This window comes from Amycolatopsis pigmentata (assembly GCF_042684065.1).
In the GTDB taxonomy this organism is placed as follows: domain Bacteria; phylum Actinomycetota; class Actinomycetes; order Mycobacteriales; family Pseudonocardiaceae; genus Amycolatopsis_E; species Amycolatopsis_E pigmentata.
In genome coordinates this window covers 180,925-205,155 of record NZ_JBHUKR010000017.1, presented here as the reverse complement: position 1 = coordinate 205,155, position 24,231 = coordinate 180,925, and the positions used below count along the sequence as shown (strand labels likewise).

General features: G+C 68.4%; 26 protein-coding genes. 6 read left to right on the top strand and 20 right to left on the bottom strand.

All coding sequences use genetic code 11. The features are described from left to right. Nucleotides 1-141: 141 nt before the first annotated feature. The 3 genes from infA to ACFSXZ_RS28430 form a co-directional block, all read right to left on the bottom strand. Entirely contained in the window at nt 142-360 is a 219-nt protein-coding gene (gene infA / locus ACFSXZ_RS28440; RefSeq protein WP_378268291.1) for a translation initiation factor IF-1, read from the bottom strand. After that, nucleotides 360-1,064, bottom strand: a complete 705-nt coding sequence (locus tag ACFSXZ_RS28435; RefSeq protein ID WP_378268290.1) for a GNAT family N-acetyltransferase — start codon at nt 1,062-1,064, stop codon at nt 360-362. The genes infA and ACFSXZ_RS28435 overlap by 1 nt, the downstream gene beginning before the upstream one ends. 242 nt (nt 1,065-1,306) lie before the next feature. After that, nucleotides 1,307-1,894, bottom strand: a complete 588-nt coding sequence (locus ACFSXZ_RS28430) for a TetR family transcriptional regulator (RefSeq protein ID WP_378268289.1) — start codon at nt 1,892-1,894, stop codon at nt 1,307-1,309. A gap of 97 nt (nt 1,895-1,991) precedes the next feature. Here ACFSXZ_RS28430 and ACFSXZ_RS28425 point away from each other — a divergent pair, with 97 nt between their 5' ends. Together ACFSXZ_RS28425 and ACFSXZ_RS28420 are read left to right on the top strand one after the other, a co-directional pair. Then, nucleotides 1,992-3,029 (top strand): NAD(P)-dependent alcohol dehydrogenase, encoded by a 1,038-nt coding sequence (locus ACFSXZ_RS28425; RefSeq protein WP_378268288.1) that lies wholly within the window; start codon nt 1,992-1,994, stop codon nt 3,027-3,029. Nucleotides 3,030-3,322: 293 nt separating this feature from the next. Then, entirely contained in the window at nt 3,323-4,201 is an 879-nt protein-coding gene (locus ACFSXZ_RS28420) for an aldo/keto reductase (protein WP_378268287.1), read from the top strand. Nucleotides 4,202-4,213: 12 nt separating this feature from the next. Here the strand turns inward: ACFSXZ_RS28420 and ACFSXZ_RS28415 are convergent, their stop codons facing one another. Genes ACFSXZ_RS28415 through ACFSXZ_RS28405 form a run of 3 tightly spaced genes read right to left on the bottom strand, consistent with a single transcriptional unit; the run spans nt 4,214 to nt 6,593 of the window. Next, nucleotides 4,214-5,230 carry a GlxA family transcriptional regulator gene (locus tag ACFSXZ_RS28415; protein ID WP_378268286.1) on the bottom strand — a complete coding sequence of 339 codons (1,017 nt, stop codon included), beginning with the start codon at nt 5,228-5,230 and terminating at the stop codon, nt 4,214-4,216. A 17-nt stretch (nt 5,231-5,247) separates the two neighbouring features. After that, complete coding sequence (locus ACFSXZ_RS28410) at nt 5,248-5,952, bottom strand: hypothetical protein (protein ID WP_378268285.1); 705 nt, start codon at nt 5,950-5,952, stop codon at nt 5,248-5,250. Beyond that, entirely contained in the window at nt 5,949-6,593 is a 645-nt protein-coding gene (locus ACFSXZ_RS28405) for an RNA polymerase sigma factor (RefSeq protein WP_378268284.1), read from the bottom strand. Before ACFSXZ_RS28405 ends, ACFSXZ_RS28410 begins: the two co-directional genes overlap by 4 nt. Before the next feature lie 403 nt (nt 6,594-6,996). Here ACFSXZ_RS28405 and ACFSXZ_RS28400 point away from each other — a divergent pair, with 403 nt between their 5' ends. Further along, complete coding sequence (locus ACFSXZ_RS28400; RefSeq protein ID WP_378268283.1) at nt 6,997-8,760, top strand: hypothetical protein; 1,764 nt, start codon at nt 6,997-6,999, stop codon at nt 8,758-8,760. Nucleotides 8,761-8,771: 11 nt separating this feature from the next. Here the strand turns inward: ACFSXZ_RS28400 and ACFSXZ_RS28395 are convergent, their stop codons facing one another. After that, nucleotides 8,772-9,137, bottom strand: coding sequence for a darcynin family protein (locus ACFSXZ_RS28395; RefSeq protein WP_378268282.1), 366 nt, complete (start codon nt 9,135-9,137; stop codon nt 8,772-8,774). After that, nucleotides 9,127-10,044 (bottom strand): NAD(P)H-binding protein, encoded by a 918-nt coding sequence (locus tag ACFSXZ_RS28390; protein ID WP_378268281.1) that lies wholly within the window; start codon nt 10,042-10,044, stop codon nt 9,127-9,129. Before ACFSXZ_RS28390 ends, ACFSXZ_RS28395 begins: the two co-directional genes overlap by 11 nt. 115 nt (nt 10,045-10,159) lie before the next feature. On the opposite strand from ACFSXZ_RS28390, the gene ACFSXZ_RS28385 reads away from it, so the two are divergent. Both ACFSXZ_RS28385 and ACFSXZ_RS28380 read left to right on the top strand, forming a co-directional pair. Continuing rightward, complete coding sequence (locus ACFSXZ_RS28385; protein ID WP_378268280.1) at nt 10,160-11,098, top strand: LysR family transcriptional regulator; 939 nt, start codon at nt 10,160-10,162, stop codon at nt 11,096-11,098. A gap of 45 nt (nt 11,099-11,143) precedes the next feature. After that, complete coding sequence (locus tag ACFSXZ_RS28380; RefSeq protein WP_378268279.1) at nt 11,144-11,374, top strand: hypothetical protein; 231 nt, start codon at nt 11,144-11,146, stop codon at nt 11,372-11,374. 150 nt (nt 11,375-11,524) lie between these two features. Here the strand turns inward: ACFSXZ_RS28380 and ACFSXZ_RS28375 are convergent, their stop codons facing one another. The 12 genes from ACFSXZ_RS28375 to ACFSXZ_RS28320 all read right to left on the bottom strand — a co-directional run bounded on the left by ACFSXZ_RS28375 (nt 11,525) and on the right by ACFSXZ_RS28320 (nt 23,149). Next, nucleotides 11,525-12,172 carry a LysE family translocator gene (locus tag ACFSXZ_RS28375; RefSeq protein ID WP_378268278.1) on the bottom strand — a complete coding sequence of 216 codons (648 nt, stop codon included), beginning with the start codon at nt 12,170-12,172 and terminating at the stop codon, nt 11,525-11,527. Between the two features lie 51 nt (nt 12,173-12,223). Further along, nucleotides 12,224-12,760 (bottom strand): manganese efflux pump MntP, encoded by a 537-nt coding sequence (locus ACFSXZ_RS28370; protein ID WP_378268277.1) that lies wholly within the window; start codon nt 12,758-12,760, stop codon nt 12,224-12,226. A gap of 54 nt (nt 12,761-12,814) precedes the next feature. Further along, nucleotides 12,815-13,912 (bottom strand): pyrroloquinoline quinone biosynthesis protein PqqE, encoded by a 1,098-nt coding sequence (gene pqqE / locus ACFSXZ_RS28365; RefSeq protein ID WP_378268276.1) that lies wholly within the window; start codon nt 13,910-13,912, stop codon nt 12,815-12,817. Further along, a complete protein-coding gene (gene pqqD / locus ACFSXZ_RS28360) occupies nt 13,905-14,207 on the bottom strand; it encodes a pyrroloquinoline quinone biosynthesis peptide chaperone PqqD (protein WP_378268275.1) in 303 nt (100 codons plus the stop codon). Before pqqD ends, pqqE begins: the two co-directional genes overlap by 8 nt. A gap of 5 nt (nt 14,208-14,212) precedes the next feature. Continuing rightward, nucleotides 14,213-14,920 (bottom strand): pyrroloquinoline-quinone synthase PqqC, encoded by a 708-nt coding sequence (pqqC, locus tag ACFSXZ_RS28355; RefSeq protein ID WP_378268274.1) that lies wholly within the window; start codon nt 14,918-14,920, stop codon nt 14,213-14,215. Nucleotides 14,921-14,924: 4 nt separating this feature from the next. After that, on the bottom strand, nt 14,925-15,863 hold the full coding sequence (gene pqqB / locus ACFSXZ_RS28350; protein WP_378268273.1) for a pyrroloquinoline quinone biosynthesis protein PqqB: 939 nt from the start codon (nt 15,861-15,863) through the stop codon (nt 14,925-14,927). 3 nt (nt 15,864-15,866) lie between these two features. Beyond that, on the bottom strand, nt 15,867-15,962 hold the full coding sequence (gene pqqA / locus ACFSXZ_RS28345) for a pyrroloquinoline quinone precursor peptide PqqA (protein WP_378268272.1): 96 nt from the start codon (nt 15,960-15,962) through the stop codon (nt 15,867-15,869). Between the two features lie 48 nt (nt 15,963-16,010). Next, nucleotides 16,011-17,714 (bottom strand): PQQ-dependent dehydrogenase, methanol/ethanol family, encoded by a 1,704-nt coding sequence (locus tag ACFSXZ_RS28340; protein WP_378268271.1) that lies wholly within the window; start codon nt 17,712-17,714, stop codon nt 16,011-16,013. 13 nt (nt 17,715-17,727) lie between these two features. Next, complete coding sequence (locus ACFSXZ_RS28335) at nt 17,728-18,189, bottom strand: MSMEG_3727 family PQQ-associated protein (protein WP_378268270.1); 462 nt, start codon at nt 18,187-18,189, stop codon at nt 17,728-17,730. Nucleotides 18,190-18,454: 265 nt separating this feature from the next. Beyond that, nucleotides 18,455-20,701: a catalase/peroxidase HPI gene (katG, locus tag ACFSXZ_RS28330; RefSeq protein ID WP_378268269.1), complete on the bottom strand. Its 2,247-nt coding sequence runs from the start codon at nt 20,699-20,701 to the stop codon at nt 18,455-18,457. Between the two features lie 25 nt (nt 20,702-20,726). Then, the gene (locus tag ACFSXZ_RS28325; protein ID WP_378268268.1) at nt 20,727-22,106 is read right to left on the bottom strand and encodes a DNA-binding protein; all 1,380 of its coding nucleotides are present in this window, start codon (nt 22,104-22,106) and stop codon (nt 20,727-20,729) included. Between the two features lie 158 nt (nt 22,107-22,264). Beyond that, a complete protein-coding gene (locus tag ACFSXZ_RS28320) occupies nt 22,265-23,149 on the bottom strand; it encodes an SAM-dependent methyltransferase (protein ID WP_378268267.1) in 885 nt (294 codons plus the stop codon). A gap of 157 nt (nt 23,150-23,306) precedes the next feature. Between ACFSXZ_RS28320 and ACFSXZ_RS28315 the strand changes: the two genes are divergently transcribed. Beyond that, entirely contained in the window at nt 23,307-24,230 is a 924-nt protein-coding gene (locus ACFSXZ_RS28315) for an AraC family transcriptional regulator (protein ID WP_378268266.1), read from the top strand. Nucleotide 24,231: the final 1 nt, after the last annotated feature.

The window sequence follows — 24,231 nt, the reverse complement described above, 5'->3', positions numbered from 1 at the left end:
GCTGGAGGGTGTTCGCTCCTTCGCGTCTGCCCTGGTAGTGCTGCTGTGCCGGGTCCGTCGCGGCGGCCGGGCGGCTGGTGTGCCGCGGACCGGGCCGTGCTCATCCAGGCCGGTGGTGGCCTGGACGAGCACGGCGCCGCACTAGGTTCGGTAGCGGAAGAGGATCCGGCCCCGATCGAGGTCGTACGGGCTCAGTTCGAGCAGGACGCGGTCGAAGGGCACGATCTTGATGTAGTTGCGCCGGATCTTCCCGCTGATGTGGGCGAGCACCCGGTGTCCGTTGGCCAGTTCCACGCGGAAGGTCGCGTTGCGAAGGCACTCCACGACGGTGCCTTCCACTTCTATCCCCGTCTTGCTCATCAGCGCAGCACCAGTTCGAGGTTGCTGCTCACGCGTCGCGCACCGAATCGGTCGAAGAGCGCCAAGGCGGCGGTGTTCGATTCGTTCAGCTCGGCCGACGCCGTTTCGATGCCGCGGTCGTGCAGAGAACCCAAGGCGTGGCCGAGCAACGCGCGTGCGACCCCTCGACGCCGCTCGCCGGTGCGTACCGCGATCAGGCCGATCCGCGGCAGGCGCCGCACCTGCGTCACGCGGATCAAACCGACGTAGCGGCCGGATTTCGTTGCCACCGCGTACTTCGAGGGGTCCACCTCGCGCGGGTCCAGCAACTCGGCGGGCATTTCCTGCCAGCCGACGCCGGCCTCGACCTCCTCGCGGATCACGCGATCCAGCTCGGACAGCGGTTCTTTTTCGGGAGAAATCACCGGCACGTCAGCCGGTTCGGCCGGGCCGGTGGGGATCAGGCATTCCCATTCCCGGCGCCGGACCGAGAATCCGGCCGCGCGCCATTGGGCCGTCAAATCGGCATCGCGCTCGTCGACCACTGTGTAGAGCGGTTTCGGCAATACCGGCAGCATCGCTTCGGCCAGGCGACCGAACGCGTCGTCCCGCCAGACGTCGATGCTCAAGAACGAGCGTCCATCGGGCCGCCGGAAAACCTCTCCGCGGCCGATCACCCGGTCGTCGTCGAGCGCGTGCCAGCAACTCCGCGACACCCGGGTCACACACAAAGAATCCAAGGCAATCACCCTTCGGGATAGGGACACCGAAGGCGCTCCCGGGCGGACCCCTAGCCGCCCGACCGTGACGACGAGGGGAGCACCCACATCGAAACAGCGTTCATGGGTACTCACCTCCTGGGCTCGATGCCACGGTCCAGGAGCAGGTTAAGGGCGCCCCGGTCCCGCGTCCACCGAATTTCCGGCGGACGCGACCAGGCGAATGGCGCGACCACAGCGCCAAAGTCTCAACGGGGTGTGATGACGCGCTGAACGCTTTCGCGGAGCAGGGCCCGGCGTTGCTCGTGGACTTCCGGGGGTTCTTGATCGCTGGCGGCGTAGACGTTGCTGACCGGTGACCATGCCATGGACATCGCGATGACCATGGCCATCAGGTCGAACGGATCTCCGGGCCGGACGAGGCCCGCGGCTTGCGCGTCGGCGATGGCGCGCAGTTTGGCGTCGTCGAGGCGGTCGCTGTCGTCGACGAGGTGACCGGTCGGGCGTCGTTCCAGGCGCGCCCAGGTGGCCAGCCGGATGAGGTCGGGGCGGCGGAGATATTCGTCGTACAGGCGGACGGCCCAGTCCGCGAGGTCGGTGGCGTCGATCGGCACGACGGTCATGATCCGTTCCAGGGAGCCGAAGAAGATGGCGTCGAACAGTCCCTCTTTGCTCCCGAAGTAGCCGTAGAGCTGAGCCTTGTTGGTGCGGGCCGCGGCCACGATGCGTTCGACGCGCGCCCCGGCTATGCCGTGTTCGGCGAACTCCTGGGTCGCCACGTCCAGGATGCGCTGCCGCGTGACGGCGCCACGCGAGGTCAGGGGCTTGTCGGCCATGCCGGCCACGATAACAACAGACCAGTCGGTTTGCCGAATCGACGGCTTGCGCCTAGTCTGAAATAGACCGAACAGTCTGTTTGTTATGGGAGTGGGCATGAGGAAGACCGTGGGGTGGCAAGCCGGCCGTTCCGGGAGCAGGTTGCGGCGGACGTCGCTCGAACGCCGGGAACTACGGGCCGACGACGTCGCCGTGCGCGTGGACTACTGCGGCGTCTGCCATACCGATCTCCACGCCGTCCGCGCCCACGCCGGCGACGTTCCGTTGGTGCCGGGCCACGAGTTCACCGGCGTGGTGACCGACATCGGGCCCGAGGTCACCCGGTTCGCCCCCGGTGACCGGGTCGCGGTCGGCAACATCGTCGACTCGTGCGGTGTGTGCGCGATGTGCCAGGCAGGACAAGAGAATTTCTGCCACGAGTTCCCCACCCTGACCTACGCGGGCACCGACCGCTACGACGGCACCACGACGCTGGGGGCCTACTCCCGCGAGTACATCGTCCGCGACGAGTTCACCTACCCGCTTCCCACCGGACTCGACCCGGCGGCCGCCGCTCCTCTGTTGTGCGCGGGGATCACGGTCTGGGAGCCGCTCCAGGCCCTCGGGGTCGGGCCCAGCAGCCGGGTCGCGGTGGCCGGACTCGGCGGCCTTGGCCATCTCGCGGTCAAACTCGCCGTCGCACTCGGAGCCGACACCACGGTCGTCAGCCGATCGGACGGCAAAGCCGGCGACGCCCGACGGCTGGGTGGCCACGACCTGATCGTCTCCACCGACCGGCGCCGGATGGCCGCGGCCCGGGACCGGTTCGATGTCGTCATCGACACCATCGCCGTCCCGCACGACATCGCCCCTTACCTCGGGCTCGTCGCCTTGAACGGAACCCTTAGCCACCTGGGGCACCTCGGGACGATCACCGTGCGGACGACCGATCTGTTGATAGGGCGCAAGAAACTCAGCTCCGCCGGAAGCGGCGGCCGACCGGCGACGGCCGCCATGCTGGAGTTCTGCGCCCAGCACAACGTAGTCGCCGACGTCGAACTCCTCCCATCCGCACGCGTCAACGACGCACTCGATCGCCTGGAGCGCAACGACGTCCGCTACCGCTTCGTGCTGAACATGTCAGACCTGTCGTAGCGCCAAGCGTCCATGAGGGTGCAGACGGCGATCACTACCGGGTTTCCCGGTTGGTTTCGCCGACGAACCGGGATACCCACAGCGGGACGACTATCCCCGAGGCAACCCGGACCAGCAGATCCTGTTCGGTGGTCCGGGTTGCGCAGTTCCCATTCGATGAGGCAGAAGGAGCGCCCATCGACCCACCGCGCCAGGCTAACCGGCTCCTCGCGGGTTCGAGTCTGGCCGAATGTTGAACGTCTTTGGCCGATGATGAGCGGCGCGGCGCGCGCTCGCCGGTCGAAGATCGGCGCATGCACGACACACCAACAACGACCGGCGCTTCGGACACCGTCAAACTCGGCGACAAGACGGTGTCGCGGATGGCCTTCGGTGCGATGCGGCTGGCGGATCCCGCGATCTGGGGTCCACCGGCGGACCGGGACCACTCGATCCGGCTGGCCCGGCGGGCGGTCGAACTCGGCGTCGACCACATCGATACCGCCGACAGCTATGGCCTTGGCGTCGTCGAGGACATTCTGCGCGAGGCCCTGCATCCCTACCCGGACCACGTGCTGATCGCGACCAAGGTGGGCCAGGTCCAACCGCGGCCCGGCGAATGGGTGCCGATCGGTCATCCGGCCCTCCTGCGCCACCAGACCGAGATGAGCCTGCGCCGGCTGGGCGTGGACCGTATCGACCTGCTCTACCTGCACCGCGCCGATCCGAACGTGCCCTTCGCCGACCAGGTGGGCACGATGAAGGAACTGCGGGACGAGGGCAAGATCGCGCACTTCGGCCTGTCCGAGGCCGGACCGGAGCAGATCGAACTCGCCCGCGGGATCATCGACGTCGCGGCGGTCCAGAACATCTACAACCTCACGACCCGTCACTGGGACCACGTCGTCGAGTACTGCACGCGCGAAAACATCCCGTTCGTCCCGTGGTTCCCGGTCATGAACGGTGCCCTCGCTCAGCCCGGCGGTGTCGCCGCCGAGGTCGCGACGGCGACCGGGTCCACGCCGACGCAGGTGGCACTGGCGTGGCTGCTGGCGCGGGCCGAGGTGATCTGTCCGATTCCCGGCACATCCTCGATCGCGCACCTCGAGGAAAACGTCGCGGCGGCGTCGCTGCGCCTGACCGACGAGCAGATCGCGAGCCTCACCGCGGCAGTCGCGCCCGCTGCGGAGTGATATCGGCCTGAATTACGCCATGCTGGTCGTTACGGGCCGGGTGCCGCGTGCGGGGCCGTACTGACTCCGGTACTGCCCCGGAGAAAGGCCGGCGACTTTGGTGAAGTGGTAACGCAGTGCCGATTCGGACCCGAAGCCGCTGGCCGCCGCGACCCGCCCCACGGTCCAGGTCGTGCGTTGCAGCAGTTCCTGGGCGCGGCGCACGCGGGCTCTTTGCAGCCACTCCATCGGTGGTATGCCGAGTGTCTCGTGGCATTGGCGGGAGAAGGTCCGGACGCTCCGGCCGGCGTGCTGGGCGAGTCTGGCGATGGTGAGTTCTTCGTCGAGGTGCTTCTCCGCCCAGCGCAGAGTGTCCACAAGGGAGCGTGGTCGTTCGGGAACGGCCCACCCCGCGTGCTGCGACTGGTCGGCGTCGCGGCGGAATGGCGCGACCATGAACCGCGCGATTTCCGTCGCGAGCGCCGATCCGTGGTCCAACTCGATCAGGTGCAGGAGCAGATCGAGCGCGGCGGTGCCGCCGCCGGAGGTGAAGATTCCGCCGTCCTCGACGAAGAGGCGCTCGGGATGGACCCGGACGCGGGGCTGTGCGGCGGCGAGTTGATCGGCCCAGTGCCAGTGGGTGGTTGCTTCGAGACCGTCGAGCAGGCCCGTCCCGGCCACCAGGAAGGTGCCCAGGCAGAGCGCGACGATCCGGGCACCGCCGCTGTGGGCGCGCAGGATGGTGGTGGCGAGCTCCGGCGGTGGGTCGAGGACCCCGGGAACGGCCGGCACGACGACGGTGTGGGCCGACTCCGCCCACACCGACGGCCGGTCCGGGAGCAGCGCGTAGCCGGTGGCGTGCCCGGTCCGGGTCACCACCGGCGCGTCGGGGCCGGCCACCGCGACTTCGTAGAGCTCGGCGCACGCGTGATCGTTCGCCGCGGCGAAGACCTGTACGGCCAGCGCCACCTCGAAGGTGCCGACGCCGTCGAGACCGAGGACGGCGACCCGGTGCCGGTCCGTCCATCCGGAGCCCTGGTCAGGGAGCACAGCTTGGTTTCCTTCGTTCAGCGGAACGGGCCTTCGATCACCTGTCCGTTCTTGAGGGTGGCCCGGACGTGGTTCGTGGTCGGCTCACCCGTGCTTTCCGCGAACTTGGTCCTCGCGAGGAACGTGCCGTTACGCAAGACCGCGGGGGTCACCGACTTGTCCGGCCCGATCAGCGAAACGGCGATCACGTCGTCGGTCGCGATTCCGAAGTGGACGGATTCGGTGACGGGGTAGTCGTTGTTCCACGAGTCGAAGTAGTCCCACGGGCGCGCCGCGGTGAGTTCGCCGTACCCATGGTTCGTGGCGACGCCGGTGGCGTCCAGGCCGGTGGGCTTGCCGTTCTTGAGGACACAGACCGCCGCGTACTCGTCGTTGCGGAGCACCAGGAAACCGCTCTCCGCATCGAGGTCGATCCGGGCGCCCGCCCGCCATCGGCCCGGCCGGTCGGTCTTGAGGCACTCGTCGACCAGTCGCACGTCACCGGCGGAGCCGACGGCGATCGTCGCGTCGTCATGGCCCTGGCCACGAAGCTGCGGGAGCGCGATCGCGACCCCGGCGGCGAGGACGACCACGGAGGCGGCCACCGCCAACGGTGCGCGCATCGTCCGGACTCGGCTGTCGGGCGTCCGCGTGCCCAACTGGGGCTCGATCTCCGCCCACAAGCGATCCCGCAGGCCATCGGGCATGGGTCGCCGCTTCGGCAGGTCGGCGCCTTCGTTCATCGCCCCTCCTCACGGCCTGTCGTGTCGATGCCCGTACCAGTGTCGCTCAGGAAACCTCGCAGCTTACCTCGGGCACGGGAGATCCGTGCCCGCACGCTCACCTCGGCGATCTTCAGCACCTCGGCGGCCTCGGCCGTGGACAGTTCACCGAGCAGGCACAGTTCGACGGCTCGGCGCTCCCCCTTGGGCAGCTTGTCCACGGCGTCGAGCACCACGCGCAGCCGGTGGTCCGCGTCGGCCGCGTCGGCCACGTCGTCGGCATGGTCACGCGTGGTGTCATTGAGCGGGATCCGCGTCAGCAGCCGGGAGAACCGGCCCTGCCGGCGGTATTCGTGGCGGGCCAGGTTGCCTGCCACGCTGAACAGCCACGGCCGCGCGCTGGAGTTGATCAGCCTCAGCTCGGACAACTTCTGCCACGCGGTGAGGAACGTCGAGGACGTGAGGTCCTCGGCCGACGCCCACGAGCCGGTGAGCCGGTAGGCGTAGTTCCACACGGCCTCGGCATGCCGCCGATACAGCTCACCGTATGCGGCGTGATCCCCGCGCGATGCCTGCTCCCACAACGTCTGGTCGTCAGACAGCGGGGAAGCCAGGGGATCCGCGTTACCGCCTTGCCCGGCACGCGCCTCTGCTCGTCGCACCCACACTCCAGCCGTCGTCACACGGGTTTCCCCGCTCGACTCGGCGGCGTCGCACGCCTCTCGAGACGAGACCTGCCGTGCCGCGAGGAGCGCACCACGAACCCTGTCGGATACCTAGCCGCGGAACAGGCCTTCGATCGCCCTGTCCGGTGCCGAGGGTAGCCCTGAGCCGACCCGGGGCCGGACTTGCGGTCCATTCCGGAAATCCGGTGACCCCTCTGCTGACCATTGCGGAAATTCGCCTCGTCACGGGGACCGAACCAGTCCCCGGACTTCGCGGCCGATCGTGACCTGGACCACTAACGCAACGCTCGCCGGGCGGCCGGGAACACACCGGCATGACGACAGACAAGTCGGCCCTCACCTCGGCCGGCAGCGCGCCTGGCCCGGAGGACCACTCTTCATGACGCTCACCGTGTCCGGAACGGACAGCATTGACGTAGCGCCGGAGAAAACGGACGAAAGGAAGCCGCGGGCCAGGTGGCGCACCAGCATGCCCGCCTGGCTTTCGGTGGCCGCCGGGACGGCACTGATCGCCTTGCACGCCTCTCGTTACGGTGGGTGGATGGTGGACGACGCCGCCATCACGTTCGCCTATGCCCGTAACCTGTCCGAGGGACTCGGTCCGGTGGTGCAGCCCGGCGCGGTGCCGGTGGAAGCGTATTCCGACCCGACCTGGCTGGCCCTGCTGGCTGCCGGACGGCTACTCGGGTTGTTCGACCACGGAACCATCTTCGGGTTACCCGACTACATCCTCTTCCCCAAAATGCTCGCGTTGCTGTGCTGCGCCGGGATTCTCGCGGCCGGCCACCTGGCCGCGCGCAGGGTGACGAAGCGCGCCTGGGTGGTGACGTCGCTGTTCGGGGCCACGCTGGCGGCGATTCCCTCCTTCGTGATCTGGTGTTTTTCCGGACTGGAGAACTCCCTTTACGCGCTGGTGGTCGTCTCGTTGGCCGTGTTGTTGTTCCGTGCCGTACTGGACGATCGCCTGCTGGCGGCACGGGTCGCGCTGGCGGCCGGTGGGCTCGCCGCTTTCGCCGCACTCACCCGGCCGGAAGGCCTCAGCTACGGCGCCGCCTATCCGGTGGTCGTCCTGATCTGGCTGCGCCGGAGCACCATCCGGGAGAGCCTGCGTCGGATCGGGCTCTCCGTCGCCGCCTTCGCGGTTCTCACCGGTGCCTACTTCTGTTGGCGCTATTTCGAATTCGGCCGCCTGCTGTCGAACCCCACGGTGGCCAAGGGGCAGGACGCTCCCGGAATCGCAACCTTCACCCGGACCGGCGATCTGGTCGGCTATGCCGGTGCGCTCGCCGTGCTCGTGCTCGCTTCGGTCATCGGGCTCGCGCTGGCCGGGGCGGTGCAGTGGCGACGGGGGCTCATCGCGCTGCTCGTACCGCTTGCCATAGCTCTGGCCGCCTACGCGGTCCTGAGACCGGACTGGATGGGGTCCTACCGCTTCGCGACCCCGGTCTGGGCGTTGGGCGCGCTGATCAGCGCGCTCGCCGTGACCGAAGTATTGCGCCAGGCCCGTGTCCGCACCCGCACCCTGCTCGCGGCGGCGCTGGCCGTCGCGTTGATCCCGTCAGCCGTGTCCTTCGCGGATCAATCCGAGCGGTTCAGGGCGGCACCGACCTTCCCCGCCTGCGCGGTCGCCGACCGCTACGGCAGAACCTTCAACGCCTACGCGGACCTGATCGGTGCCCGTCAAGCCTCCCTGCTGCTGGCCGATCTCGGCGGGTCCTCGATGACCAGCCGGCTGCACCTGGTCGATCTGGGCGGGCTCGCCGACTCCAAGATCGCCGACTACATCCACGACAACAACCCGGCAGGCCTGCGCGACTACGTGTACGACGAAGTCAAACCGACCTTCATCACCATCCATACGCACGGTACCGAGTGGCATCGCCTCTCCGTCGATCCTCGCATGGCCCGCGACTACGACCAGATCTTCGACTCCCCGGACCCGATGGGTTTTCCCGGCGGTGACTGGGTTCGCAAGGACGCGGTACCCGACTCGGCCGTCCTTGACGAACTCCGTGCTTACGCGCAACGGAACACGGCGCGGGTCGACCGTGCGATGAACATGCCCACCCTGACCGCGCCGGGCTGGACGAACAACTGCGGTCCCACGCTTCGTCCGGGCCAAACTCACCTCAGCCTCGGCTGAGCGCCGGGAGGTCAGGTGGCGAGGGTGGCCGCCGGTTCCAGATCGTAGGTGCGGGCGTAGCCGTTCTCGATGCCCACGAGCAGGTCCACGACAGTGAAGTAGCGGTCCCAGAAGGGGGTTTCGCGCAGCGCGTCGATCAGCAGTCGGTAGGCGTCGTGGTCGTCCGCCTCCCAGACCCAGATGTCGGTGACCCTCGCCGAGTAGAACTCCGTGTCGTAGAAACGGGAACGGACGCCGTGGGTGCGGGCCTCGATCACCGGGACGACCTGGGTGGTGAAGGCTTGGACGCGTTCGGCCACGGTCATCGCCAGCCACTCCGGCGTGGTCTTGACCAATATGAACGCGGTGACCGGCGACTCGGTGCGGTCAGTGGGCATCGACTGCCTCCGGCGTGGCGAGGACGGCGGGCTTGAGAGTCCGGGCGCACCACTGCGTGAATTCGGTGGCCGGGCCTGTCTGAAGCGAGCGGTCGAAGCCTGCGTCCAGGCCCCGGTCCTTGGCGCGTTTCATCTCGACCATGGCCTCGACGAAGGCCTCGTTGAGGCCGTGGCCGAGCATGCTGGTCCGCAGTTCGTCGAGCGACTGGCGCCGGTAGCGGACCGGACGGCCCAGCTCCTCGGTCATGATGCGGGCCAGGTCGTTGGGGGAGAGGTCCTGCGGGCCGAGCACCGGAATACTGCCCACACCGGTCCAGGAGCGGTCCAGCAGCAGCCCGGCCGCCGTCGCGGCGATGTCGGCGACGGCCACCATCGGAGCGGGACGGTCCGCGGCGGCGGTGTCGGTGAAGACGCCGTTCTCGCGGATCGAATCGGCCTCCTCCAGCAGGTTCTCGAAGAAGGACGGGTTGGCCAGGGCGCGGTAGGCGACGCCGGAGCCCGCGATCAGGTCGTCCATGGCCAGTGAGGCGGTGACCAGCCCGGCCTGGGCGGCCTGCGGGGTGCCGCGGCCGAGTGCCGAGACGCCGACGACGTGGCCGACGCCGTGGGTGGCGAACGCCCGTGCGGCCGGGCGGGTGAAGCCGCTGTACGCGTCGTCGGGGGTGACCGAGGCGTCCGGCGGTACCAGCCAGAACACGGCGTCGGCACCGGCGAAGGCGCGCTCGACGGTCGCGGCGTCGCCGTGCGAGCCGGTGACCACTTCGACCTGTCCGCGCACGGCCTCGGGGAGCCGGGCCGGGTCGCGGACCACGACGCGCAACTCCTCCCCGCGTGCGGGCGCGGCCTCGACCAGCAGCGACAGCAGCCGCCGGCCGATGTTCCCGGTGGGGGCGGTAATGACGATCATGAAAACCTCGCGGTCTGTGGGGGATCGGTACGACCCCTTGATCGTGCCGACCAGAACCGCATTGTCACAATGGGAACTTCAGCAACCAATTATTGTCAGAAACGGAATTATGCAGGTGAACAGCCCGGTACCGAACCTCGATGCCAACCTCGCCGTCGCACTCGACGCGTTGTTGACCGAGCAGAGCGTCACCCGCGCCGCCGCTCGGTTGCGCACCTCGCCCGCGGCGATGAGCCGCACCCTGGCACGGCTGCGCCGGGTGCTCCAGGATCCGCTCCTGGTGCGGGCCGGACAGGCGATGGTGCCGACACCTCGCGCCGAGGCGCTGCGGGACGAGGCCACCGCCGTGGTGCGCAGGCTGGAGGCCTTGCTCACCCCGAGCGGTGGAATCGACCCCGCCGTACTGCGGCGCACCTTCACCGTCCAGGCATCGGACCTGGTCGGCATGGCGCTGGCGCCGGGCGTGCTCGGGCTGGCCCGCCGCCGGGCGCCGGGCGTCTCGTTGCGAGTGCTGGCCGAGGAGTGGGAGGCGGGTCCCGCGCTGCGTGAAGGCCGGATCGATCTGGAGCTCGGGGCCATCGATCACGTCGATCCGGAGACGCGGGTCGAAGAATTGGTCACGCTGCGGATGGCGGCCGGTGTCCGGGCAGGGCACCCGCTCGCCGAAGGAACCCTGACGGCCGCGAGGCTGGCCGCGGCCGAACACGTGGCTGTCAGCCGCAGGGGCCGGTTCACCGGGCCGCTGGACTCGGCCCTGGCCGAGCAAGGGCTCAGCCGGCGGGTCAGTGCCGTCCTGCCCGGGCATCTGGCGGCGATGGCGCTGGCCGCGGCCGGCGACGTGGTCTGCCTCGTGCCCACCGCGTTGCCGGACGAGCCCCCTTCACCACTCAGCGACGCGGCACACGCACTGGGATTGCGCCTGCTGGACATTCCGCTGCCGCTGCCACCGCTTACGATCGGGATGGCCTGGCACCCGCGTCACACCGCGGACGGGGCCCACCGGTGGCTGCGTGATGCCGTGCGCCGGGTACTGCGCCCCGCCCATGAGGAATAACCCAGGGCGCGGGTCGTTCGAGGCGTGTGCGGAAGGGGGGCGACGATGACCGACGACGAACTGGTGGTCCAGTTCGCGTTGACACGACTGGACAATCCCGGCCTCGAACTGGAGGAGATCGCCGCGCTCATCGTCCGCCGCGCGAGCCGGGACGACGTCCTGGAGTTCGCCGCACAGAACCTCGCCGCCCGCGGTGAGCTACGCGGCGCGCTGTTTCCGTCCGCGGTCGAACACGTCGTCAGGGTGATCCTCACCGTCCGCGGCCCCATCGATTAGGGGCTTGTCACCTTCGCATCGGCGCCACTCCCGAACCCCGGAAAACGTTTCAGGGTAACGATCCTCGGCCACCGCGATGCCGGTTTTCCAACACGCACAACAGCCACGCGAAGCGTGTCCGTTGAGGGTGGCGGTGGGTGACGGTGCGGGCTAGGCTCGGGCTCGTTGGGGGACTTCCCTGATCAGCAAGGCCGCGACGGCCGCCAGCAGGGTGCCCGTGATCCGGCGCTGCCATATCGTCCACCGGGGCCGGGAGGTCATGAACCGTGCCAGGCTGCCCGCGGCCAGCACAATCGTGGCGTTGACCAGCATGCTGACCGTGATCTGAATGGATCCCAGCAGGAAACCCTGAGCTGTCGGGTGACCCTGGTGCGGGTCGACGAACTGCGGGATCAGCGCCAGGTACATGATCGCGGCCTTGGGGTTGAACAGGTTGGTCAGCAGCCCCATCCGGAAAAGCCGCCAGTTCGAATCCCGCGGCAGCACCTGGGTTTCGAAAACCCCGGTCCCGCCCGGGCGCAGCGCCTGCCAGGCGAGGTAGGCGAGGTAGACCGCACCAGCAGCCTTGAAAGCCATGTACAGCCACGGAACCGCGACGAAGACCACCGCCAGGCCGAGGCTCGCCATCGTGAGGTACACCACAAACCCGATTCCGGTACCGAGTAACGAGACGAGACCGGCTCGACGCCCCTGACCGATGCTGCGGGAAACCAGGTACATCATGTTCGGTCCCGGGGTCAGGACCATACCAACGGCCGTCAATGCCATTCCCGTGGCCGCGGCAACGCTCACGTACATGAGCCCGATGCTATGGTGGGCCGAAATCAGGCGCAATAGAAATACCGTCGTTCACGAGAACACTGTCGGCAGGACGATCGCGGCGGTGATGAGCGAAATTCCGCTCACCAGGTCCGCGCGTATCGGGATCAGCCGCGCGGCGAACCGCCCGATGCACAACCCGGCGAGCGACATCACCGCGGTGGTGACCGCGAAGATCACGGCGGGCACGAAGGGGGAGAACCCGAACAGCCCCAATCCGGTGCCGGCCAGCAGGTTGTCCACGCTCAGGGAAAGCGGCATGCCGAACAGCGTCACCCACGGCTGATCGATCTTCTCCGGAACGGGCCGCCGAAACGCCAGAACCAAAAGGTACAGACCATACGCGCCGAGCAACGCGGGACCCGCGTAGTGGGTGATCGGCCCGATCTTCTCGCCGACATAACGGCCGAGCACGCCTCCTACCAGTGGCGCCAGGCCATCCCAGAGGCCGAACACGATGGCGATCTGCACGGCGCGACGGACGCGAAAGGGAATCGTCCCGATGGCGATCGACGACCTGAAGTTGTCCAGGCTGAGGAAGAACGCGAGAACGAGTACCTCGATCATCGAACCACCTGCCTCGAACAGTCGGATGGGCAAAAGGGACCGGCCGGCACGGACTCAGGCCGTCGGCGCGCGAGCGCGGTGCGGGCGAGGGATCAACGGCCGATCGTCCGGCCGCGAGTCCGCGTTGGCGGCCCTTACCGCGGAGGCGACCAGGTCGTGGTCGGGGGAGAGGTGGCAGACCGGGTCGGTGCGGGCCGCGTCGCCGGTGAGCTGGAAGGCCTGGCAGCGGCAGCCCCCGAAGTCCACCTCACGGCGCACGCAGCTCCGGCATGGTTCGGGCATCCAGTCCGTCCCGCGAAAGGCGGTCATCACCGGGGAGTCGGTCCAGATCCGCTCCAGCGGGTCCACGCGCACGCTGGCCTTCGGCAACGGCAGGGACTGGGCGGCCGGACAGGGCAGGACTTCGCCGTTCGGGGTCACGGTCAACTGCCGAGCGGCCCAGCCGCCCATGCAGGGCTTCGGGTAGCGGCTGTAGTAGTCGGGGAGGACGTAGATGACGTCCATGCGGTCCCGCAAACGCTTTCGGGCGGCCCGCACGACAGCCTCGGCCGCGTCGAGTTGGGCGCGGCTGGGCAGCAACTGGTCACGGTTGCGCCATGCCCAGCCGTAGTACTGGGTGTTGGCCAGCTCCACCCGGTCGGCACCCACCTGCTCGGCAAGCGTGAGCACTTCGGCGACGCGGTCGATGTTCCGCCGGTGCAGCACCACGTTCACGGTGAGCGGCCAGTCCAGTTCTTTGACCACCCGCATGGCCTCGATCTTGCGGTGGAAGGACGGGGTCCCGGCGATCCGGTCGGACAGGCCGGGTTCGTCGGCCTGGATGCTGACCTGCACATGGTCCAGACCGGCGGCTCGCAGTCGCTCCGCCTTCGCACGCGTGAGCCCGAGCGCGCTGGTCACAAGGTTGGTGTAGAGCCCCAGCTCGTGGGCTTCCGCCACGATCTCCACCAGGTCGTTGCGCACCAGCGGTTCCCCGCCGGACAGGTGACACTGCAGCACGCCGAGGTCGCGCGCCTCGACCAGTACTCGCCGCCACTCGTCCGTGGCCAATTCGTCCGCGTAGTCGGCCATGTTGAGCGGGTTCGAGCAGTACGCGCAGGCCAGTGGGCAGCGGTAGGTGAGTTCGGCCAGCAGTCCGAAGGGGTTATCCATCGGTGAGCTCCATCCAGCGCCGGGCGACGAGCCGGGTCAGGAACCGCCGCACTTCTTCGCCGGGGACTTCCCGGTAGCGCGCGCCCAGTTCGGCTTCGATCTCGGCCACGGTGCGCCGTCCGTCACAGAGTTCGAGGATCGCCGCGCCGCTGCCGTTCAACACCACCACTGTCTCGGGGTGCAGCAGGACGTGACGTTGCCGGGCGCGGCTGAACGTCAACCGCACGTGGCGCGCCAGCCGGGGCCGGTCCGAGGCGGAAACCTCGGTCCGGGTCGTCGCCAGAGCCGGGTCCATGGCAGTCACTCCCGATAGGCCTGGTCGATCGCGTCCATCAGGCTCCACAGGACGTCGCACTTGAACGACAGCGCGTCGACGGCGCGCGCCTGGGACTCGGCGGACAGACAGTGCGTGGTGACCACCTCGAGAGCGTGTTCGCAATCGCGGGGCGCCTGATCGAGGCGGGCACGGAAATAGGAGAGGCCCTCGGGGTCGATCCACGGGTACCACCGTTCGAAGGCGGCGAGCCGCCGTGCCATCAGGTCGGGCGCGAACAGTTCGGTGAGGGAAGACGCCACCGCTTCCGTCCACGGGCGGGTCCGGGCGAAGTTCACGTAGGCGTCGACCGCGAACCGCACCCCGGGGATCAGATACCGGTGGTCGGTCACCGCTTCACGGGCCAGCCCCACGGCCTCGCCGAGGCGCAACCACGCCTCGATACCGCCTTCCCCCGGGTTTCCGCCGTCATGGTCGGTGATCCGGCGTATCCAGCGACGGCGGACCTCGATGTCGGGACAGTTGGACAGGATCGCCGCGTCCTTGCGGGGGATGTTCTCCTGGTAGTAGAAGCGATTGGCCACCCAGCCCCGGATCTGCCGGCGGCTCAGCCTGCCGGCGTTCATCCGGACATGGAACGGGTGCTGGTCGTGGTATCGCCGCGCATGGGACCGCAACGCGTGGACGAAGTCGCCGGTAGGCGTGGTCACGGTGGTGCGGTTCGCTGTCGTCATCGCGCTACACCTCGACCTCGAGTCCGTCCACGGCCACCTCCATGCCGCTGTCCGCCACGATGCGCCGCTCTGGGGTGTCTTCGAGCAGGATCGGGTTGGTGTTGTTCAGGTGCACGAAGATCGTCCGCCGCACGCCCAGCGAGGGAAGCCGGGCCAGCGTGCCGTCCGGGCCGTCGAGAGGCAGGTGGCCCATCTCCCGGGAAGTCCTGCCGGAAAGGCCCAACCGGATCAGTTCGTCGTCGCGCCAGCAGGTTCCGTCGATCAGCAGGCAGTCGATGCCCGCGATCTCCGTGCGCACTGCCGGTGTCAGCGCCTGGACGCCAGGCAGATACACCAGCGTTCCCCCGCCGCGCTCGTCGGTCAGCCGGTAGCCAACGACGCGACCGTGGCCCGGTTCTTGGCCGAACCGGTCCGGCTTGGTGGTCGGTGCGTCGAAAGCGTGGCAGGACAGTCCTTCGGCGAGGGTGACGTCGGCGTCGGGGACCACAGCCCGCCACTCGACCTGGCAGTAGCGCTCCAGTGTGCGCAGTAAACCCGAGCCGTCACACAGTGTCTTGTGCATCGCGGGCGTCGCGTAAAGCCGTAGGGCGCGGGCCTCGCGTAGCAACAGCAGACCGAGTGTGTGGTCCAGCTCGGCGTCGGTGAGCAGCACCGCCTCCAACGGCGTTGCCCGGCCTTCGCGCGGGTGTAGATCGGGAAAGGCCTCGATCTGGGCGCGGACGTCCGGGGAAGCGTTGAGGAGAAACCACTCGCGCCGGTCGGCGCTGACCGCGACCGACGACTGGGTGCGCGCCGGAGCGGCCCCGGAGCGGACAGCGGTACACACCGGACAGTCACAGTTCCACTGTGGAGAACCGCCCCCGGCTCCCGATCCCAGTACTCGCAACAACATGCTCGTCCTCCAGCCCGTGGTGGGCGCCTGACCGGCGCCCACCACGTCCATCGGCTAGTCCTCCAGTTGAGCGATGTACATGGTCACCTCGGGCGCGACGGGAATCTCGTCGAACTCGGGTGTCTCCCACACAGTCAGTTCGGACTCCATGGATTCACCTCCTTCCTGCCCGAATCGCGGCCGGGCTCCGGCCACGCGCTACGCCTCTTCCGGAAGGGCGAAGACGATCAGGGCGCTGCCGTGCCCCGCGCCGAGCATGCCGGGGAGGAACCCTTCGGCCCAGCCGCCCCAGCCGACCGGTACGGCGATGTACTGCCGCCCCTCGACCTCGTAGGTGGTCGGGCTGCTGTGGTGGCCGCTTCCACACTGGAACTGCCACAACAGTTCTCCCGTGCGCGCGTCGAGCGCGTTGAACTCACCGGACGGTTCGCCGGCGAACACCAGGTCCCCGCCGGTGGCGAGCACGGAGGCGCACATCGGGAGTTCGTTGCGCCAGCGCCACTTCTCCTCGCCGTTCGCGTCGAACGCGCTGATGGAGCCGGTCATGTCCTCGATGTCCACGGCGACACCCGCGCCCCAGTAAGGAATGCTTTCCTTGAACTCCCGGCGCCGCCGCGTGGCGGTCGCGCCGGTGTCCTGGACCGGGACGTAGAAGAGGCCGGTCTTCGGGCTGTAGGCCGCGTGGGTCCATTCCTTGGCGCCGGCCGGACCCGGGTAGAAGTGGACCGGTTCTCCTTCCTTCTCCGGATACCTCTTGCGGGTCACCTGACCGTCCCGGGTGATCGCGCCCCAGTCGATCCGGTCCACGAAGGGGGTGGCCTGGACCAACTTGCCGTTCGTGCGATCCACGACGAAGAAGTAGCCGTTCTTGTCGAAGTGCCCGAGCAACTTGCGCCCGTCCTGTTCGAACAGGATGCATTCGGCGATGCTGTCGTAGTCCCACACATCGTGCGGGGTGCACTGGTAGTGCCAGCGGATCCGGCCGTCGTCCACGTCGACGGCGATGATGCTGTCGGTGTAGAGGTTGTCACCCTCCCGGACCTCGCCGTCGAAGTCGGGCGCCGGGTTGCCGGTGCCGACGTAGAGAAGGTTCGTCTCCGGGTCGAACGAGCCGGTGATCCAGCAGTTCGCTCCGCCTCGCGCCCAGGCTTCGCCGTCCGCGGGCCAGGTTTCCGAGCCCGGCTCGCCGGGCTTCGGCACCGTGTAGCAGCGCCACTGGTGCTCGCCGGTCTCGAGATCGAAGGCGTCGAGGTGGCCGCGCACACCGAACTCACCGCCGGAACTCCCGACGATGACCATGTTCTTGACCACCAGCGGCGCGAGCGTGGCGCTCTCTCCGGCCCGCACGTCTCCGTAGGTCTTGTCCCAGATCTTCTTGCCAGTGGTGGCGTCGAGCGCCAGTACCCGCGCGTTCGCCGTGACGAAGAAGACCTTTCCCTGCGCGACGGCGACCCCGCGGTTGACGTTCCCGCAACACAGCGAAACGTCGAAGGGCACCGCGTGCTTGTACCGCCAGATCTCGGTACCGGTCTTCGCGTCGAGGGCCCAGACCCAACCGTCCCAGCCGGACAGGAACATGACCCCGTCGACGACGATCGGGGCGGCCTCGAACGAATACGTCGACGCGCCCGCGATCAGACCGGTCATACCGGCCTGGAAGACCCAGGCGGGCACGAGGTGCTTGACGGTTTCCGTGTTGATCTGGTCCAGCGGGCTGTACCGCTGGCCGTTGTACGCACCGTAATAGGTGAGCCAGTTCTGCGGCTCTTCGCGAGCATTGAGAATGCGCTCGTAATTGAGGCCCGCCGTGACCGGCGGCGCGACATCACCGCCGGGGACCTTACCGCTCAGGTTTCCCTGGTCGATAGCCTCGCCCGCGTCGACATAGTCGGCGGTCGTCATGTCGTCCTCCTCTCTACGGCCGTGGCTGTGCGGGTCGGTCGAGACGGGCTTCCGGCGGCACGTCTCCCAGGACGACGATGGCGCCGGTCAGCCCGCGGCCCTCGTCATTACCGGTGGGTGAGCTGTACCAGTAGTAGCCCGGCCCGTCCAGATTCAGCGTCGCCCGGCCCCGTGAATGGTTCACCAGCCAGATGAACTTTCGATCGCCATTGCTCGGCAGGAGCGCACAGTGTGTGTTCATGTCGTCATTGACGAGTTCGAGATCGATATCCCCGCCGTGTGGCATGACCAGAATATCGGGATCCCAGGTCAACTCGTCCGGATGGATGCGAATGGTCGCCCGCATCCGGCCGTCCGGTCCCTCTTCGGCCTGCCCGATCCTTCCGGTCCCCAGTACCGAGCCCAGCCCTGCCTTGTTCTGGGCGTCCAACCCGATCCTGTTCAGCAGCTCGGTTCGCTCCTGCATGGTCGTCATCGGGCTTCACCCTCCTCCCGGATCTCCGTCTGCTTCGGACACCGGCGCACCCGCGCCTGTCGCGGCCCAGGTAAAAAATCTCCGAATCGAGCCGAAGCATTTATCGGCTTTCGATATCCGATTGTGAATCGGCCGCCGAATCGAACGCTACGCCCGGTGAACAACGCCGACAAGCGCGGGAAACCGGGTGCGAGGAGCCAATGCCGTTCGCCTGTCACCGGCTACCGTTCACACCCGATATCGCACCGCTGGGAGAGACGCGGAATCAGACGAGATCGAACCGGTCGAGGTTCATGACCTTGTCCCAGGCGGTGACGAAGTCCCGCACGAACTTCTCTCCGGCGTCGTCGCTCGCGTAGACCTCGGCGAGCGCGCGCAGCTCCGAGTTCGAACCGAAGACGAGATCGACCCGGCTGCCGGCCCACCTGACCTCGCCGGTGACGATGTCGCGGCCCTCGAAGGTTTCCGCGTCCGGAGAAGACCCGGAAGTCGGTATCCATTTCGTGTTCCGGTCCAGCAGGTTCACGAAGAAGTCGTTGGTCAGCCACCCGGGCCGGGAGGTGAAGACGCCCAGCGGGGACTGGTGATGATTCGCGCCGAGCACGCGCAGCCCGCCGACGAGGACGGTCATCTCGGGCGCGCTCAGGTCCAGCAGGTTCGCCCGGTCGACCAGCAGCCGCTCGGGTGGAAGCCGGTGGCCTTTCCCTTGGTAGTTACGGAACCCGTCCGCGGTCGGTTCGAGCGCGGCGAAGGACTCCACGTCGGTCCATTCCTGCGTGGCGTCGGTGCGTCCCGGAATGAACGGGACTTCGACATCGTGGCCGGCGTTCCGGGCGGCCTGCTCCACGGCCGCGCATCCGCCGAGCACGATCAGGTCCGCCAACGAAATCTTCGTGCCTCCGGTGGACGAGTTGTTGAAGGACTCCTGGATTCCTTCCAGGACGCTCAGCACCCGCGTCAGCGTGCCGGGGTCGTTGACCGGCCAGTCGCGTTGCGGCCGGAGACGAACGCGAGCCCCGTTCGCCCCGCCCCGCTTGTCGCTGATGCGGAACGTCGAGGCCGATGCCCATGCGGTGGACACGAGTTGGGCGACCGTGAGCCCGGAGGCGAGGATCCGGCTCTTGAGCGTGGTGATGTCCGCGGGGCCGGCGAGTTCGTGGTCCACGGCGGGGACCGGGTCCTGCCACAGCAGGGTCTCCTCCGGCACCAGCGGGCCGAGGTAACGCTGGACCGGGCCCAGGTCGAGGTGGGTCAGCTTGAACCACACCCGGGCGAACGCATCCGCCAGCAGGTCCGGATGCTCCAGGAAGCGCCGCGCGATCGGTTCGTAGACCGGGTCCGTGCGCAGCGCGAGGTCCGTGGTGAGGATCGTCGGGCCGTGGGTCTTCGACGGGTCGTGGGCGTCCGGCACGGTGCCGGCCCCGCCACCGTCTTTCGGGATCCATTGCCACAAACCGGCCGGGCTCAGTTCCAGCACCCACTCGTAGCCGAACAGGGTCTCGAAGAAGCTGTTGTCCCACTTCGTCGGCGTCGGCGTCCACGTGCCCTCGAGCCCGCTGGAGATGGCGTCCGGGCCCTTGCCTGTGCGGTAACCGCTTTTCCAGCCCAGGCCCTGCTCTTCGAGACCGGCGCCCTCGGGTTCCGGGCCGAGGTAGGTGGCCGGATCGGCCGCGCCGTGGGTCTTTCCGAACGTGTGGCCGCCCGCGATCAGCGCGACGGTCTCCTCGTCGTTCATCGCCATGCGCCGGAAGGTCTCGCGGATGTCCCGGGCGGCGGTGAGCGGATCCGGAACCGTGTTCGGGCCCTCCGGGTTGACGTAGATGAGCCCCATCTGGTCGGCGGCCAGCGGTCTTTCCAGCTCCCGGACGCCGCTGTGGCGCTCGTCGCCGAGCCAGGCGCGCTCGGGACCCCAGTAGACGTCCTCGTCGGACTCCCAGACGTCCGTCCGGCCACCGGCGAACCCGAAGGTCTTGAATCCCATCGTCTCCAGCGCGCGGTTGCCCGCGAAGACCATCAGGTCGGCCCAGGAGATCTTCCGGCCGTACTTCTTTTTCACCGGCCAGAGCAGCCGGCGTGCCTTGTCGAGATTGCGATTGTCCGGCCAACTGTTCTGCGGCGCGAAGCGCTGCATGCCCGTGGCCGCACCGCCCCGGCCGTCGTCGACGCGGTAGGTCCCGGCGCAGTGCCACACCATGCGGAGCACGAGCGGCCCGTAGTGGCCGAAGTCGGCCGGCCACCACGGCTGCGAGGTCGTCAGCACCTCGTCGACGTCCTTGGCCAGGGCGTCGAGGTCGAGGGTCCGGAACTCCGCGGCGTAGTCGAAGTCCGCTCCCAGAGGGTTCGCCGTGGCGGGATGTTTCCGGAGGATCTTCAGGTCGAGCCGGTCCGGCCACCAGTCACGGTTGGCCGCTGCCGTGGCCGGGCGACTGGCGCGTCCGGCCGAGCCCGGGAGGCCGAGGCCACCCGCGCTCACGTCGTTCGTCTCGCCGACGGTGTCCGGACTGTCAGACACTGGTATCCCTCCTCGCGCCGGAACCTCAGATGTCCAGCGCCCGGCGGACGGCCGGGGCGTTCCGCCGCGACACCGGTACGGTCTCGCGCGCTTCGTTCTCCATGATCAGAAGCAGTTCGCCCTTGAGCCCGCGCTCGATTTCCCGGACGCGCCCGAGGTTGACCACATAACGGCGGTGCACCCGCAGGAACCCGGCATCCGCCAGTTCACCGTCGAGCTTGTCCAGGCTCTGGGAGGCGGCTCGCAATCGTCCCCGGGCGGTGGCCAGCCACACGTCGTTCCCCTCCGATTCCGCGAAGAAGACCTCGGACAACCGCAACAGCACCATCCGGTTGTCGCGTATCGCGATCAGCCGGTGCGGCAGCTCCCGGCGCTGCGTCCGGTCCTGCTCGGGCGGCAGCCACTCTCCGTCGAAGGCTCCGAAGAACACCAGGTTTCCGATCGGGTGCCCGGACGAAAAGACCGGCCGGATGCTGATCGAGGTCGGCTCCTCGGCGAGGTGGGGGAAGATCTGCGTCGAGCCGACCCAGTCCCGGTTGTGGGCCGCCTGTTTGCCGGCATAGCGAACGGCTCTGATCAGTTCCGGCAGTCCGGGATTCCATCGCAGCGTGGCGTCGATCGCCGGGGTCGATGCCGGGACGCCCATGAGCACGCTTGCCGTGTCGTCGGCGATCACCACCTTGCCCGCTGTGTCCATCACGGCGAGCGGCGCGCTGGAGTGGGTCCTGGCCTGGGTGTAGGCGGCGACCAGCTCGGCGCCGCTGTCCCGGGCGCGCTCCTTCAGCGTGCGCTGGGTCTTGGCGGCCGCGTTCGCCAGCCACCGGCCCGTCGACGCGGGAAGTTGCGTGCGCCAGCACGACAGGTTCAGGCAGGCGATCGGCTCACCGGTCACCACGTTACGCACGGCGATGCCCCCACAGAACCAGTTGTGGAACGACCGGCACCAGTGCTCCGCGCCCCTGATCAGGACCGGGCCGTGCGTCTCGAGCGCGGTGCCCATGCCGTTCGTGCCCGCCGCGCACTCCGACCAGCAGAACCAGGGCGCCATGTTGGCGTCGGCGGCTCTGGCGAACGTGGCGGGGTCGCCCCACTCGGCGAGGATCCGGCCGGTGGCGTCGGTGACCGTGACGACGCCACCGAAGTCGGCGACTTCGTGGGACACCGCGGCGGCATGAAAGCCCAGCTCGGTGAAGACGACGTCGTGTTCGGGCGAATGGTCACGCTCCGCGACGGCCACCGGGGCCGCCTTCAGATACGGATCCACCCGGTACTGCTCTCGGCAGCGGTGCCACGAGATCGCCACCACGGGCCGCACACCCGGAACGGGATCTTCGCCCCGCACGAACCGTTCCCACGCCGCGAACACGGGATTCGCCCCTGGTTCGAGCCGACGTACGTTGTTCATGGTGGGGACCCGTGTCTTCCCCGTGACTCGCGGCATCCACACGATCCGCACCGGCCGGGCCGGCCGCGGACTGGGTACCCGGGTCGCGCGTCTTGCTGCTTCATTCGTCGTTCCAGGCTACTCCGTTCAGCCTAAGCACCCTGGGTGACTTGCGCACCTCAGCTTCGTCCGGCCCGCCGCGCGACGACGAAGTTGACGCCAGGAATCGGCGTCGAGGTCTCCACGTCGGTGAAACCTCGCGAAGCGAGCGCGTGCTCCAGTTCGGCCGGATCCCACCCCTGGCCGCCACTGCGCGCCAGACGGAGTTCGGAGAAGGCACGGGCGGACGGGTCGCTCGGAGGTACGTGGTACCCGAGCACCACATACCCTCCGGGGGCGAGCGCGGTGCCTATTCGCTCGATCGCGGTCTCGGTGGTGGCGCGGGACAGGTAGACGGTGGGCAGCCAGGCCAGCGTGTACGCCGCGACCTCGTCGAGGTCGCGGACATCGAGTTCACGCACCCGCAGGCGCTGTGCGTGGGGACTGGCCGCCGCATTGGCCCGGGCCAACTCCAAGGCCGGTCGCCAGACGTCGATGCCGACCGCGTCGATCGAGGGGCACCTGTCGACGGCTTCGAGGATGAGCCCACCGGCGCCCGTACCGACATCGAGAATCCGGCCCTGGAGTGCCTCCGTCAACGACGGACGGGTGCCGGCCAGCGCGGCGATCGCGGTGAAGGTCTGGCGAGACAGCCGTCCCTGCGCCTGGAGCAGGACGGGGTCGGTGACGCCTTCCCGCGGAGGGCGGCCGGGATGGTGGAGTAGTTCAGCGGCTTCTTCGAAAAAGAGATCGACGAAGTCGAGCGCCGCGACATCCTCGTCGGTGAGTCGATCGGCTCCCGCGGGCAGCAGGGTGCGGAAATAGGCATCGAGGCGAGTACGCACCTCGTCGTCCGGGTGGCCACCGGTCTGCCGCAGGCGCAGCGCGGCACCGATTCCGGCCAATGCCTGCGTAGCGCTCGCCAGCCGGTAGATCTCGGCGAGCAGTTCCGGCTTCGGTGGCATGTCTGTCCCTTCAGGTGGTTTCCGAATTTCCGGCGAACAGGGAGGCGAAATTGTTCACCGGCGGTCGCGGTACCGACCCAACCACCTGTCGCGCGTTCGGGAACATACGCGGGCAGGACCGATTCATACGTGGTTGTGCGCCACTAGCATTGCCGGTATGGACCTGATCAGCGAGGTGATCCGCACCGTCCGGGTCGGTACGGCCGGTGGGCGGCTTATCGGCCAGTCAGGTCCTTCCGGCATCCGGTTTCCCGCCTTTTCCGGCACCGGTTTCCACATCGTGCTGCGCGGCACCTGCTGGTTGATCACCGAAGACCAGCCGCCGGCCGCTCTGGCGCCCGGCGACGTCGTGCTCACCTCATCCGGTGCCGAGCACGGCATGCATCGGGTCCCGTGCTCGTTCGCGGACCTGCCTCCGGCGGTGCTCGGCCCGACACCTCCGCCACCGGGGCCTTACGACTTCGAGTTCCTGTGCGGTGGCTACTCGCTCGACCACGGTCGCGCGCCGCAGTACCTGCGAACGCTGCCGGATCTCATCGTGGTGTCGCCGGACTACGACTCACATCCCGAAATGCGGGCGTTGATCGACCTGCTCGGCACGGAAGCCGGCCAGACGCGGATGGGCAGCGGGGCGACACTGGCCGCGCTGCTGGATTTGATCCTGATCCGCGTGCTACGACTGTGGCACGACCAGCAGGACACGGCCGGGTGGCCCACGGCCGATGACCCGGCGATCGCCGCGGCCCTGCGCGCGATTCACACGCAACCGCACCGGCCTTGGACGATCCAGCGGCTCAGCGAACAGGCCGGGATGCCCCGCACCGCGTTCACCAGACGCTTCACCACCGTCGTCGGGCAACCCCCGATGCGCTACCTGACCGGTTGGCGGCTCAGCCACGGCGCCCGTCTGCTCCGCGAGACGAAGGCCCCGATGTCCACCATCGCCCGCCAGGTCGGATACTCGAGCGAGTTCGCCTTCTCCACCGCCTTTCGCCGGGAGTACGGTGTCCCGCCCGGCCGTTTCCGCCACACCCCTTCGAAGATCAGCGAAACCACGCCGGAGCACGCCGACAACCGATGAC